The sequence below is a fragment of the Salibacterium qingdaonense genome (genome assembly GCF_900114715.1).
Lineage (GTDB): Bacteria > Bacillota > Bacilli > Bacillales > Marinococcaceae > Salibacterium > Salibacterium qingdaonense.
Genome location: NZ_FOTY01000029.1, coordinates 1 through 12,803, shown reverse-complemented (window position 1 = coordinate 12,803; position 12,803 = coordinate 1). Strand labels below are relative to the sequence as shown.

The following is a 12,803-nucleotide window of genomic DNA, read 5'->3' as shown; positions in this document are numbered from 1 at the left end:
TTTAGAATAGATGCACTTTTAAAGGAATGTCATTGACGGGCACTCCGCTCATCGATACAATGTATTTAAGAGTGAAAATCATTATCATTATCAATAGGAACAGAACATACATGTGTGTAGAGTGACGGAAATGGATCTGGAAGGAGGCGTACCGGATGGGGACGCTGGAAGCAAAGGAATTGACGTTTTCGTATGAAGATACACCGATTCTGGATAACTTGTCGGTGACCGTGCCGGAGGGCAAAATTACCGTGTTCATCGGAGGCAACGGCTGCGGGAAATCGACGCTGCTGCGTTCGATGGCGCGTATCCTGCGGCCGCAGCAGGGCACGGTGCTGCTTGACGGAGCCGGCATTTCCCAGTTGAAAACAAAAGAAGTCGCGAAAAAAATGTCCATTCTGCCGCAGGGGCCTTCCGCACCGGAAGGATTAACCGTCGAACAGCTTGTGCGGCAGGGAAGATATCCCCATCAGGGCTGGCTGAAACAGTGGTCGCCGCAGGACGAAGAGATGGTACAGGAAGCGCTCACGGCAACATCCATGCAGGATCTCGGCGGCCAGCCGGTGGACGCGTTGTCCGGCGGGCAGCGGCAGCGCGCCTGGATCGCGATGACGCTTGCACAGGGGTCGGATACGCTGCTGCTTGATGAGCCGACGACATATCTCGATATGGCGCATCAGGTGGATGTGCTTGATTTGTTGTTCGAATTAAATGAAACCGAAGGGCGTACGATTGTGATGGTCCTTCATGATATGAATATGGCGTGCCGCTATGCCCACCATCTTGTGGCGATGCAGGACCGCGATGTGTATGCCGAGGGCCGTCCGGAAGATATTATGACGGAATCCCTCGTGCAGCATGTCTTTCAGATGAACTGCCACGTCGCGGCTGATCCTTTGTTCGGCACGCCGATGGTGATCCCACACGGAAAGGGGCGCAATGCCAATGGAACCGTTTCTGCTGTCCGAGCGGAATGAAACCCTTCACGCCCATACATTGACCGACGAAGCAGCCTGCCGGCGTTATCTGGAGAAAGTACAGCAGAAGATGCAGGCGCCGTCGCTTTTGACAGCCGCTTCCCAGTTCTCAAAGCGGTACGCCTGGTTCGTCGTTCAGGCCGCTTTTTCCCCGATGACGCTCGAGGGACGAAAGCCGCTCGTGACACTCGGTGAATCGCAGCTTGTGACGGACTGGAGCGCCGAAAAATGGAGCCCGGTCTTTGAACCAGGGGGAACCCTGGAAGCTTCCAGAGAAGAAGATATGCTGCGGGAAGTGTTTGCCCGCCACCTGACGCCGATCTGGCGCACGCTGCACGCGGTGAGCCGTGTCCCGATGCCGATTCTCTGGGAAAACACCGCAATCCGTGTGTTTTCGCTGTATGAGAAGAAACTGAATGCGGCCGAGGATGCTCCTGCTCCGGAGAAGCTGCAGCGGGATCTGTCTTCCATTGTGCAGGAGGCTCCCGGCGGGGTGTTTGATACATCGTTTAACCCGCTGCGCCCGTTCTACACCTCGAATTTCGAAAACCGGCGCGGCGCAGACGTCCGTGTCCGGCAGACGTGCTGTTTCGTCTATGAAACAGACGGCGGACGTTCCTGCTGCAAAGTGTGCCCAAAATATCATAAGCTTTGACAAAATCCCCGGAATCACACCATTCCGGGCTTTTTTTGTTTACGTGACGAAGGGTTAAAGGCGGAGCCGTTTCTCCTTTGACCCTTTTCTCCTATGTTTAGTTTTGCCTGAATTTGTGAATGGAAAAAGGGAAGGATGAAAACGAGGAGGATGTTTTATGCTTACAGAAGCTCAACTCCATATATTGAAAAACAAATTGCTCGAGCAAAAAGAAGAAAACAATAAAGTGCTGCGCGGGGAGAATAGTGAAGCCGCCGGCGGAGACGGGGAAGGAAACCTGTCGAACATCGACAATCATCCGGCCGATGAGGCGACCGAGATGGCCGAACGTGAGACCGATGCTGCGCTGAATAAGCAGGCCGAGGCGCAGAATGAGCAGATTGACCGGGCGCTTGCGGCGATGGAGAATGGAACGTACGGCATCTGCGAAGTGTCCGGAGAAGAAATTCCGTATGAGCGGCTGGAGCTTGTGCCGGAGACGCTGCGGTGCGTGAAACACGCGGATACGGTGTTGGAGGATGAGGTGAAGACAGCGGAAGAAGACGTGCTGGATGAACGGGTGAGTCCGGATGAGGGAAATGAGGATGAGCGCTATGATAAGGAAGATACGTGGGAGGCGGTCAGCGGACACGGCACGTCCCAGACCCCCTCGGATGTACCGGAAGAAGAAAACGCGTACAGCGAATCAAACGACGGCCCGGATAAGGCGTAGGACGCGGGCGTGTTCTCCTGAGCGGGGGAGCACGCTTTTTTTTGGGGGTTCGTTGGCGTTTACGGACATTTTGTGGTTGAACGTGTCCGTAATGAAGGAATAATGGACACTTTGCGGGGCGCGGCGGTTCAAAATGTCTGTCATGTTTATTTAATAGACACTTTGCTTGTGAACGTGTCCCGTAACGGTATATTAGAGACATTTTGTGGTGGAAGGTGTCCGTAATCGGGCGCTGTTTTTTTAAATTCATTGTTGATAATGATTTTCAATTGCGATAGAATGAATGTAAGTTAGGAACGGATCAGGAGGGTCACCGCATGAACGAGGAAGAACTGTTTGACGTAACGATCATCGGAGGCGGACCGGCCGGGCTGTATTCGGCGTTTTACAGCGGCCTCCGCGAAATGAAGACAAAAATCATCGAATACCAGCCGTACCTCGGCGGGAAAGTTCATGTGTACCCTGAGAAAATGATATGGGACGTCGGCGGACTGCTGCCGACACCGGGGGCCAAGCTTGTGGACCAGCTTGTCGAGCAGGCGATGACGTTTTCCCCGGAGACGGTGATGAATGAGAAAGTCGAATCGATGACAAAAAACCGTCACGGGCATTTCGTGCTTCATACGACGTCCGGGCGCAAACATTATTCCAAAACGGTCATTACCGCTGTCGGAAGCGGAATACTTAATCCGCAGAAGCTTGATGTGGAAGGGGCGGAAACGTTTGAAATTTCCAACCTCCATTACACAATCAAATCCCTCGAGCGCTTCAAGGGAAAGACCGTCATCATTTCAGGCGGCGGCAATTCTGCGGTGGACTGGGCGAATGAACTGGAGCAGGTGGCAGAGAAAGTATACCTGACGTACCGCAAAGGCGATCTGAAAGGGCACGAAGCCCAGGTGTCGCAGCTGCTGGAAAGCTCGGCTGAATGCTTTTTCCATTCGTCGATCAGCCGGCTGCAGGCCGACGACAATCAGGAAATGATCGACGTTGTGGAGCTGACTAATCATGAAACGGGTGACGTCGTTGAAGTCGAAGTGGATGATGTGATTGTGAACCACGGCTTCGAACGTGACGCCGAGCTGCTTGAAAACAGCCGTCTCCCGATTGAGATGGCCGACGAGATGTTTGTCGCCGGAACGGTAAACGGCGAGGCATCGGTCGACGGGCTTTATGCCGCCGGCGATATCCTGAAGCATGACGGCAAGCTGAACTTGATTGCGGGCGCCTTCCAGGATGCGGCGAATGCGGTCAACAAAGCGAAACAGTTCGTACAGCCGGAAGCGCCGGCCGCTGGACTCATTTCGTCCCACAATGAACGCTTCAAGGACAAGAATAAAAAGATTGTTAAACAGATGATGCAGTAACCCTTGAGCTGTCCCGGAATACCGGGGCGGCTTTTTTTCTCGTTCAAAGGTTTGGGTGTGGGTGGATCCGGGTTCTGAGGGTCACTTTTCCCGGTTGGGAGCCGGATTGTGATGGTTAGAAAGTGTGTAAGGTGCACAATCAGGTGAGGTGATGGGGATTGTGGGTGTTAGATGGATGGTAAGAGTCACAATCGTGCTGGGGGATGGTGATTGTGACGTTTAGAAGCGCCGTCAGGCTTCTAAGAGTAACATTGAGTGGCAGACTGGTGGATTGTGATGGTTAGAAAGCGTGTAAGGTGCACAATCAGGTGAGGTGATGGGGATTGTGGGTGTTAGATGGATAGTAAGAGTCACAATCGGGCTGGGGGATGGTGATTGTGACGTGTAGAAGCGCCGCAGCGGCGGAGAAAAGTCCTTTGGCTTGCTGATGGAGGTGTGGACAAGGTACCATATAAAAAAGTGAACAGCCGGACGCAGCACAAAGATAACAGAAGGGAGTCGAAGGAATGACCGAACCTTTCATTCGAAATCATCATTTGAATCTCATCAAGAACCAGGGACGCTATATTCAGCAGAGCTTCCGGGATGTGGAAGATTCCGGGGTGATGCAGGCTGTGAAAGGGCAGGCCGCCGAGCATGTGAAGCAGGCGCTGCCGGTATTGACAGAGGAGCAGGAGGATGTGATTGATCCGCTTTCGGATGTGGAGACAAGCATTGGGGTGGAGGCGTTTATCGGGTCGCTCCAGCCTTATGTGGAGCCTTTTCCGATTCTTGATAAAGAACAAATCGGCCGTCTGTTTCCGCATCATAAGAAAATGGAGATGCCGGATCTTGGGGACGTCGATTTTGCGCACCGGACGTACATCGGCTGGAATGACGGGGGCCACCGCAAAAAGTTCATCGTCTACGATCTTGACGGGGAGATCGTTGGGATGGAAGGGCGCTACACTCCGGCGAAACGGCAGGATTACTGCTATTTCTGCCGGGAACTGGCACCGGTGATGCTCGTCACCTTTGAAACGCATGAGACGGATGCGGACAATCCGGAATTTTACCGGGCGCTCGGTCACCATATCTGCATCGACAGTGAGCAGTGCAACCGCAATATCAGCGATGTGTCGCGGCTGGACGGCTTTGTGCGTAAAGTGCTGCATCATGGATAAAATAAAGGCCCTCTTTTCAGCGAAGGAAAAGGGGGCCTTATACTTATAGTTGGAGGAGCTGTACAGCGGTGTCCGCATTACTCCTCGTTTGTGTTATGTTCCTCAGATCCGGGCAGTTCTTCTCGTCCCCGGAGTTTCAAATTTTCACCCAGCATGAGGAAATAAAAGCAGTAGTCACTTATACATATCCGGTGGTTCTACATTAAACAACGCTGTGATCAACACACACACGCCTAAAACAAGAAGAGGGCTGATGAGTAACATAATACTTTGTATAAGCAGCCTCCGGTTTTTCAGTGCACTGGCAATAAGCATCGTGCTCAGGCTGCAGAATAGAAGGACGGTGATGCTGATGATCATGATGTCGGGATAATAAAAAAGGGAATAGGAAGCGGCACCGCAGGTAAGTATGACCCAATATAGAATCAGAAAACTCTTTTTTGCTGTTGCACTCAATGCACGCCCTCCTTGATTAGGAATTTATTACATTATATCTCTCCTGTAGTTGGATTGTTAATAGGATTGTTTCATTTTGTTCTGGTCAACGGACAGATGCTTTCTATCAAAAGGGCAGTGCGGCCTGTCTGCAGCAGCAAAAAATCTCCCGGCTTATCATGGAGACAGCCGGGAGATTATGCATGGTGCGGGGAACGAGCAGCTGCTTACTGCTCGAGCGTGCCATGGAGCATGGAGACGACTTTAGCAGCATGCGCGCGGGTGCTGTCTTCTTTTGGCTGAAAAAGATTGTCTTCAGTGCCGGTCATGAGTTCGAGGGTGGCTGCTTTTTCGACCGCGCTTTGAGCGTATGGGCTGATGCTTTCGCTGTCTTCATAGGAAACATCGGCTGCTTCTGCGCTGCCTGCCTCATGTTCGTAAGCGCGCACTGTCATCGCGGCCATCTGTTCTCTTGTGATGGAAGCCTGCGGGTCAAAGCTGCCGTCCTCCCTGCCGGTGGTGATGCCGGCTTCGTGCAGGGCATTGACTTCGTCTGCGGCCCATCCCGGAACGTCTTCAAATGCCTGCCCGTTGTCTGCTGTATCAAGGTCGAGCATCCGGCTTAGCATGACGGCAAACTGGGCTCTCGTCACGTTCTCGGAAGAACCAAATGTGCCGTCTGGACGGCCCTGAACGATTCCTGCGTCATGAAGGTTCTGGATGTACGGCTGCGCCCAGTAATCCCTGCTTACATCCTCGAATACCTGGTCATTTTCTTCATTGCTGTCCCCGCCGGGTGCTGCGGTGAATTCATAAAAAGCGACGGTGCCTGTCATTTCATGGGTCGCGCCGAGCACGGCATTGCCGGTCGGGCTGTCATCAGCATGGATGAAAGCAAGACCTTCCGGTGCCACATCCCCGGCAACATCCTGCGTGAAGTCACGGCTGGAGATCATGGTGACAAAGGAAGCTTGCGCCGGATTGGTCACATTATACACCATTACGCCGCTGAAGCGCTCCAGGGCAGTGAAAGCGTAGGTGGTGCCGTTGATTTCGCCGATTACCGACGTTTCCGGTTCCGGACCTTTGGCGTCACTGCGTCCGTCATACTGTATCTCGTCATTGTCCGTGTTGAAATGTTCAGGCATGGCTTCGGCGGTGATATCTTCCATCGTCGATCCGCTGTCATACACCAGTTCCATTGTATCGGCGTTGAAAATGGAGAAGCTGCGTCCGCCGTAGGAGTAAATCGCTTCATACGTGCCGTCTACCTGCCCGTTTTCATTTGTAATGACGGTTTCTCCCATTTTTTCAAGAATACCGTCGTCAACGACAGCATCCAGTTCTTCCTGGGTGTACCCTTCGTAATGGTCCGCGTTCAAGTCCACATTATCCGTGATATCAGCAATGTCTGTTTCCTCGGAATAAGCGTCATAATCGCGGGCATCGCCTTCGTTCGGAGTGACGATATACGACTGGCCGTCTACGGTGTACGTATCAATCGCGTCCGGCATATAAAGGCCGAGCAGCGGCAGTTTTTCAATTTCAGTACGGCCGTTATTCGCGCCGTCCAGTTCATTTCCTTCCGCGGAATGGTCTTTGACACCAAGACCCTGGACGCGTTCGATTTCAGCGGTTTCCAGGTTGATTTCGGCTATCGCATTATTTTCCTGCAGGGCGGCGTAAGCGGTGCTGCTGTCGTCGGTAACGCTGACGTATTCCGGTTCCAGCTGCTGCAGCGCTGTGCCGCGGGAATCGGTTCTTACCTTCTCATCGAGCATGTCTTCGGAGAAAGTAAGTGTCTGCGCCTCCAGCCCACCGGCTTCAACAGCACCATCCGCCACATCAATCATGGAAATGGAACCTTCCGGATCGACACTGTAATCCGAAGCCGGTTCGCCTTCATCAGCAGTCAGTGCTTTGGTGCCGTCCGGGGTGAACGTGACCATATCCGGCTGGGCGCCGACCTGTACGTCATGAACATACTCCCCGTTTTTGGTTAAAAACACAACGTGTCCTGGATCGGTTTTTGGATCACTGACAACCGCCACGGCAATTAAATCTTCGGACGGGTGTGACGCAATGCTTGTGATGTTTGACACATTTTCCAGTCCAAAGTCACTCATGGCAACTCGTTTGGACGTTTCCAGCTGCTGATAATCCTGTTCCCCGAGGCTGCTGACATGAACGATGTCGATACTGGCTTCGGCTCCGTTTGTGACAAATGCCTTTTCGGATGCCGTATCGTACGCCATAATTTCCGCTCCGCCTTCACCGGCCATACTGTCATACTGGGCAATCTGCGCGGCATTCAGCACATTCTCCCCTCCGTGCTGGATAAACGGAGGCTGCTCCGCTGCAGCCTGGTACGGAAGAACCGCGCTGAACAGCAGTCCTGTTCCAAGCAGTGCACTTACTGATTTTTTCATCATCATTCCACCCTCTTATGTATAATCACCTTCTATTGTAATAAGGGAACATAAAGGCAGTATGAAGAAATTATTTTTTTCCTGTTAATATACTGACGCTGTCTGTCAGGCTTGACATGTTCGTGTGAATCGTTACAATATATATGGAATTAATTTAGCACTCGGCATAAAAGAGTGCTAAAAAATTGACGGAATGTGTCAGGAGGGAACGAAACATGACCGCTACCAAGCAGTTTGAAGCCGAATCGAAGCGACTGCTCGATATCATGATCAACTCGATTTATTCCCAGAAAGAAATTTTCATGCGGGAACTAATCTCCAACGCCAGTGACGCGATTGATAAGATGTATTACAAAGCACTGACTGATGATTCGATCACGTTCAACCCGGATGATTTCTACATTAAAGTCAGCACCGATGCGGACAACCGTATCCTGAAAATGGAGGATACCGGTGTCGGCATGACGCGCGAAGAACTCGAGGAAAACCTCGGTACGATCGCGAAAAGCGGGTCGCTTGCGTTCAAAAACGAAAATGAAATCGAAGACGGCCATGACATCATCGGCCAGTTCGGTGTCGGATTCTATTCTGCGTTCATGGTTGCCGATAACGTAACCGTGTACACCAAATCCGCCGAGAGCCAGGAAGCGTTCAAATGGGAATCCAACGGCGCAGAAGGTTACACGGTGGAGCCGGCCGAAAAAGAAAACCACGGCACCGAGATTTACATTAAAGTGAAGGAAAGCGGCGAAGAAGAAAGCTACGAAGAGTATCTGGATGAAAGTCACCTGCAGACGATCATCAAAAAATATTCGGACTACATCCGCTATCCAATTCTGATGGACGTGACGGAGCAGCAGCCGAAGGAAGACAATGAAGAAGAAACCGTTGAAGTAACCGAAGAAAAAGCCATCAACAGCATGATTCCGCTCTGGAAGAAAAACCGGGACGAGCTGTCGGATGAGGATTACGAAGCGTTTTACCAGGAACGCCGCTATGGTTTCGACAAGCCGTTGAAACATGTCCATCTGGACATCGACGGCCAGGTCCGCTATCAGGCCGTTCTGTTTATTCCGGAGCAGCCGCCGTTTGATTATTACTCCGCCGAGTTTGAAAAAGGGCTGGAGCTTTATTCCAACGGTGTTCTCATCATGGAAAAATGCGCCGATCTGCTGCCGGATTATTTCAGTTTCGTCAAAGGAATCGTGGATTCAGAGGATCTTTCCCTGAATATTTCCCGGGAAATGCTCCAGCATGACCGCCAGCTCCGTTTGATCGCGAAGAATATTAAAAGTAAAATCCGCAATCAGCTGCAGAGCATGCTGAAAAATGAACGCGAAAACTATGAAACCTTTTACCAATCGTTCGGCCGTCAGCTGAAATTCGGTATGCAGATGGATTACGGCAGCCACACGGATGACCTGAAAGACCTGCTGCTGTTCTATTCTTCGAAGGAACAGAAAATGGTCAGTCTCGCCGAATACGTGGAGCGCATGAAAGAAGACCAGCAGTACATTTATTACGCGAGCGGTGACTCCGTTGACCGCATCGAAAAGCTGCCGCAGACGGAAATGGTGCGCGACAAAGGCTATGAAATCCTCTACTTCACCGAAGACATCGACGAATTCGCCATCAGAATGCTGTCATCCTATGAAGACAAAGAATTCAAATCTGTGGCAAGCGGCGATCTCGGTATTGAGGACGAGGAAGAAGAAGAGCAGGAAAAGAACGAACAGGAAGAAAACAAAGACTTGTTCGAAGCGATTAAAAACCAGCTCGACGGCAAGGTGAGTGACGTCCGCGCGTCCAAGCGCCTGAAGAGCCATCCGGTCTGCCTCGCTGCCGACGGCGAAATCTCCATCGAGATGGAGAAAATCCTGCAGCAGATGCCGGACAATCAGAACATTAAAGCGAACAAAGTGCTGGAAATCAACGTCAACCACGACATTTACCAGTCGCTCAAAGACGCGTACGATAACGACGAGAACAAACTGGAGCTGTACACGAACCTCTTGTACAACCAGGCGCTTCTTATCGAAGGCATGCCGGTCGAAGATCCCGTTGCCTTCACGAACGACATTGTCAAAGTGATGGACTAACGCCGGCATATCACAGAAAAAATTGATGAAAGAGGGAGGGTGTCAAACCCTTCCTTTTTTTATGTATAATGGGGATGAAAGGACAAAAAGAATCGGGAGGTACAGCATGAACTGGAACAGCCTGAAACCTGAAGAATATCCGGATTCGATGACGGTTCGCATTATAGGAATCGTGTGCCTTGGTTTCCTTCTTGAAATGTTGTTGGAAAATATACTGCCAACAATACACAATTACTACCAATCCCAATATGGTGGTTTATATGACGGAGGGTTACTCTCCCCTTCCATATTTGGTTATATGTTCTGGATCTTTCCTGTTACTTTTTATTCTTTTACTATTCCAAAGACTAAGCTGTTTCAAGGTATTTTCTTCACGACTATTATCATGCTTCCGTTAGTGTGGATAGACTATTGGACCCCCAGTGGGTTTAGTGGTCCTTCTGAGACAATCCATATTTTCCGGTATACCTTTTTCTCTGTACCGTTCATGTTTATGCTGCACGTATTGCTGCCGGAACCAAGCCCCTTACAAAAAAAGATAGAAAAACACCACAAAAGTGAAACGGAATATTCCAGCTCTTAGACCGTGTAGTGTGTTTTGTCTTTTCATCGAATGGATCAGATCCGTTTCTGCCAATTGTTGAAAAAGGTGGACGATGATATTCAAGCCGTGATACTGATTTTTCTGTGTGGAAACGATAGGAGGTAAAACATGAACTGGAACAGCCTGAAACCCAGGGGGTACTCCGTGTATATGATTGGTCGTATTATGGGAATCGTGTTCCTCGGTTTCCTTCTTCAAGTGTTGTTGGATAATGTCCTGCCGACGTTACATAACTTTTACGAATCCAGATATGGCGGTTTATATGACGGTGGTTTTATCTATTCTCCCTTATCTTTTTATATGATATGGATCTTCCCTGTTGCTTTCTACTCGTTTAATCTTCCAAAAAGCAAGCTGTTTCAAGGTATTTTATTTACTACTATTGTAATGCCTCCGTTAGTTTGGATAGATTATCAGATTCCCGTAGGGTTCGAAAGTCCTTCAGAAACAATCCATGTGTTCCGCCATGCCTTTTTCTCCGTGCCGTTCATGTTTACGCTGCATTTACTGCTGCCGGAACCTGCCCCTCTGCCAAAAGAGGAAACCAAGCCCCAAAAGCGACGCTATTCTGCTATAGAGGACTCCAAGTGGTAGGCGGCATGAAATGTTCCACACCGTCATTTTAAAGGCTGGACACGTTTTTTCTTTGCGGCCGTTCGTCTATAATAAAAGGAAAAGACATGGGTGAAGGAGAACGATGAATGAGAGGGAAGGGCGTAAGATGGCGTCAGTGTTTTGAGAATTTCAACAAGGCATACCGAATGCTGATGGAAGCGGTAGAACAGTACCCCGCGTTAAGCACTCTGGAGAAGGAAGGCATGATTCAACGGTTCGAATATACATTTGAATTAGCTTGGAAAACACTGAAGGACTTTTTAGAAGCGCAGGGAGTAGACGTTCCATTTCCTAGAGATGTACTGAAAACGGCTTATCAATATAATCTGATAGATAACGGTGAAATTTGGCTGGAAATGCTGGAAAGCAGAAATATTCTGGCACATACGTATAATGAAGAACGATTTTATTTAGCTGTAGAAAAAATTAAAAATGAATTTTCGCCTGCCATTACTCAAACCTTTCGAATGTTGAAGGAGAAATATGATGAATAATTCGTTCGGCATTACAGACAAAAGTTATAATCTTATTCAGAATGCCCTGCATCAGTTCCCTGAAATAGAAACTGTTTATATATTCGGGAGCCGTGCGATGGGCTATTACAGAAAAGGATCGGATATTGATTTGGCTGTGGCAGGCGAAGCGGTGACAGAAAAGGTGAGAGGGAGGTTGAGTACGTTATTAAATGAAGAGATTCCAATCCCTTATTATGTCGATGTTCTTCATTATGAGATGATCGTAGAATCTGCACTAAAGGCGCACATTGATGAAGAGGGAAGGGTGTTTTATGAAAAGTCCTATGTTTTATAGGGCCTCATCCCGGATGTTTATAGAAAAGCAGCACAAGAAGGCCGAGCATCACGATATCGAGACGGGCTTCAAATAAAAAAAGGAGAAAACCGGATTCGATCAAAGGGACTTTTGTCAGAATAATAGCTCCCAGGATAATCACCAGCAGCGGTATACAGGCATTTTTCACCTGTTTGTTGAGTACGAGAAGGACTCCGCATCCGATTTCCACCCACGCGGCAGCGGTCATGACGACGGTTGGAAACGGAAGCTCCATTCCGCTCAGCATGCCGGGGTTAAGGAGTTTCATGCAACCGGAAACGATAAAAACAAAGGCCGTGAGAAAGCGGGGTACATCAAGAAGCGGTCGTATTTGCGACATAGGTTGTCCCCTCCTTTTGTACCCATTCTATGAAACAATCCTGGTTCCATTCATATGAGTTTCCCTATTCCAATTTATAGGAAATCCAGAATAACAATAGTATGTGTAAAATAGTTCTCGGTAACGACGAAGGCTGATGATTGGAAAAAAAGAGAAGGTCCTCTATCATCGATGTATGCCTAGGAAGCAAATACAAAGCGAAAAGAGACCTTATCATGACAATTATTGTAACAATAATTGTCATCCTGAATCCGTGATAAAGAGGGTTATTGTTTGAGTGAGGTTCCGTTCTATATCTATAACTCGTTTCTACTTTAGGAATACGCTGGGGGCAAAGAAGCATCCGCTGCAGGCGGACGTTTTCCGCGGGCAGCGCCTCAGCTATATCAAACGGAAAAACCGCCGTTTGATAGGATCTTCGGCTGCTGCTCTTCCCGCTGGAAGCGCCGCCTTCCGCTCCTGCCTTCGTTTTCTTTTCTTTAGAAAAGGGTGCTCTTGCAGCAACACAAAGAAACCTACAGGGTTTCTATAGGTTCGCTCATCGATAGAACAGGTTGAAGCAAAAGAGGACGCGCT

The 12,803-nt window shown here is 49.6% G+C and carries 14 protein-coding genes; 10 read left to right on the top strand and 4 right to left on the bottom strand.

Annotated features, from left to right (window positions below; all coding sequences use genetic code 11):
- Positions 1-155: 155 nt before the first annotated feature.
- The 5 genes from BM058_RS15200 (at position 156) to BM058_RS15180 (ending at position 4,874) form a co-directional block, all read left to right on the top strand.
- Complete coding sequence (locus BM058_RS15200) at positions 156-977, top strand: ABC transporter ATP-binding protein (protein ID WP_090928039.1); 822 nt, start codon at positions 156-158, stop codon at positions 975-977.
- Positions 946-1,632 carry a hypothetical protein gene (locus BM058_RS15195; RefSeq protein WP_090928037.1) on the top strand — a complete coding sequence of 229 codons (687 nt, stop codon included), beginning with the start codon at positions 946-948 and terminating at the stop codon, positions 1,630-1,632. The genes BM058_RS15200 and BM058_RS15195 overlap by 32 nt, the downstream gene beginning before the upstream one ends.
- A gap of 157 nt (positions 1,633-1,789) precedes the next feature.
- Positions 1,790-2,344, top strand: coding sequence for a TraR/DksA C4-type zinc finger protein (locus BM058_RS15190; protein WP_090928035.1), 555 nt, complete (start codon positions 1,790-1,792; stop codon positions 2,342-2,344).
- Between the two features lie 317 nt (positions 2,345-2,661).
- Positions 2,662-3,711, top strand: a complete 1,050-nt coding sequence (locus BM058_RS15185) for an NAD(P)/FAD-dependent oxidoreductase (protein WP_090928034.1) — start codon at positions 2,662-2,664, stop codon at positions 3,709-3,711.
- A 506-nt stretch (positions 3,712-4,217) separates the two neighbouring features.
- Entirely contained in the window at positions 4,218-4,874 is a 657-nt protein-coding gene (locus BM058_RS15180; RefSeq protein WP_090928031.1) for a FusB/FusC family EF-G-binding protein, read from the top strand.
- Between the two features lie 174 nt (positions 4,875-5,048).
- Here the strand turns inward: BM058_RS15180 and BM058_RS15175 are convergent, their stop codons facing one another.
- Positions 5,049-5,330, bottom strand: a complete 282-nt coding sequence (locus BM058_RS15175) for a hypothetical protein (protein ID WP_090928029.1) — start codon at positions 5,328-5,330, stop codon at positions 5,049-5,051.
- A gap of 206 nt (positions 5,331-5,536) precedes the next feature.
- Positions 5,537-7,744 carry a choice-of-anchor I family protein gene (locus BM058_RS15170; RefSeq protein WP_090928027.1) on the bottom strand — a complete coding sequence of 736 codons (2,208 nt, stop codon included), beginning with the start codon at positions 7,742-7,744 and terminating at the stop codon, positions 5,537-5,539.
- Between the two features lie 209 nt (positions 7,745-7,953).
- On the opposite strand from BM058_RS15170, the gene htpG reads away from it, so the two are divergent.
- The 5 genes from htpG to BM058_RS15145 all read left to right on the top strand — a co-directional run bounded on the left by htpG (position 7,954) and on the right by BM058_RS15145 (position 11,866).
- The gene (gene htpG / locus BM058_RS15165) at positions 7,954-9,837 is read left to right on the top strand and encodes a molecular chaperone HtpG (protein ID WP_090928025.1); all 1,884 of its coding nucleotides are present in this window, start codon (positions 7,954-7,956) and stop codon (positions 9,835-9,837) included.
- Positions 9,838-9,943: 106 nt separating this feature from the next.
- Positions 9,944-10,420 carry a hypothetical protein gene (locus tag BM058_RS15160; protein ID WP_090928023.1) on the top strand — a complete coding sequence of 159 codons (477 nt, stop codon included), beginning with the start codon at positions 9,944-9,946 and terminating at the stop codon, positions 10,418-10,420.
- Between the two features lie 129 nt (positions 10,421-10,549).
- Positions 10,550-11,035, top strand: coding sequence for a hypothetical protein (locus BM058_RS15155; protein WP_090928021.1), 486 nt, complete (start codon positions 10,550-10,552; stop codon positions 11,033-11,035).
- A gap of 107 nt (positions 11,036-11,142) precedes the next feature.
- A complete protein-coding gene (locus BM058_RS15150) occupies positions 11,143-11,550 on the top strand; it encodes a nucleotidyltransferase substrate binding protein (RefSeq protein ID WP_090928019.1) in 408 nt (135 codons plus the stop codon).
- Entirely contained in the window at positions 11,540-11,866 is a 327-nt protein-coding gene (locus BM058_RS15145; RefSeq protein ID WP_090928017.1) for a nucleotidyltransferase domain-containing protein, read from the top strand. The genes BM058_RS15150 and BM058_RS15145 overlap by 11 nt, the downstream gene beginning before the upstream one ends.
- A gap of 4 nt (positions 11,867-11,870) precedes the next feature.
- Here the strand turns inward: BM058_RS15145 and BM058_RS15140 are convergent, their stop codons facing one another.
- Both BM058_RS15140 and BM058_RS18535 read right to left on the bottom strand, forming a co-directional pair.
- Positions 11,871-12,227, bottom strand: coding sequence for a DoxX family protein (locus BM058_RS15140; protein ID WP_090928015.1), 357 nt, complete (start codon positions 12,225-12,227; stop codon positions 11,871-11,873).
- 381 nt (positions 12,228-12,608) lie between these two features.
- Positions 12,609-12,803: hypothetical protein (locus tag BM058_RS18535; protein WP_218151912.1), on the bottom strand; the 195-nt coding region annotated here is incomplete at its 5' end.

Coding starts and splice junctions, on each gene's coding strand:
- BM058_RS15185 (WP_090928034.1), top strand. CDS start 2,662: ATGAACGAGGAAGAACTGTTTGACGTAACGATCATCGGAGGCGGACCG.
- BM058_RS15145 (WP_090928017.1), top strand. CDS start 11,540: ATGATGAATAATTCGTTCGGCATTACAGACAAAAGTTATAATCTTATT.
- BM058_RS15170 (WP_090928027.1), bottom strand. CDS start 7,744: ATGATGATGAAAAAATCAGTAAGTGCACTGCTTGGAACAGGACTGCTG.
- BM058_RS15160 (WP_090928023.1), top strand. CDS start 9,944: ATGAACTGGAACAGCCTGAAACCTGAAGAATATCCGGATTCGATGACG.
- BM058_RS15200 (WP_090928039.1), top strand. CDS start 156: ATGGGGACGCTGGAAGCAAAGGAATTGACGTTTTCGTATGAAGATACA.
- BM058_RS15150 (WP_090928019.1), top strand. CDS start 11,143: ATGAGAGGGAAGGGCGTAAGATGGCGTCAGTGTTTTGAGAATTTCAAC.
- BM058_RS15195 (WP_090928037.1), top strand. CDS start 946: ATGGAACCGTTTCTGCTGTCCGAGCGGAATGAAACCCTTCACGCCCAT.
- BM058_RS15140 (WP_090928015.1), bottom strand. CDS start 12,227: ATGTCGCAAATACGACCGCTTCTTGATGTACCCCGCTTTCTCACGGCC.
- htpG (WP_090928025.1), top strand. CDS start 7,954: ATGACCGCTACCAAGCAGTTTGAAGCCGAATCGAAGCGACTGCTCGAT.
- BM058_RS15155 (WP_090928021.1), top strand. CDS start 10,550: ATGAACTGGAACAGCCTGAAACCCAGGGGGTACTCCGTGTATATGATT.
- BM058_RS15180 (WP_090928031.1), top strand. CDS start 4,218: ATGACCGAACCTTTCATTCGAAATCATCATTTGAATCTCATCAAGAAC.
- BM058_RS15190 (WP_090928035.1), top strand. CDS start 1,790: ATGCTTACAGAAGCTCAACTCCATATATTGAAAAACAAATTGCTCGAG.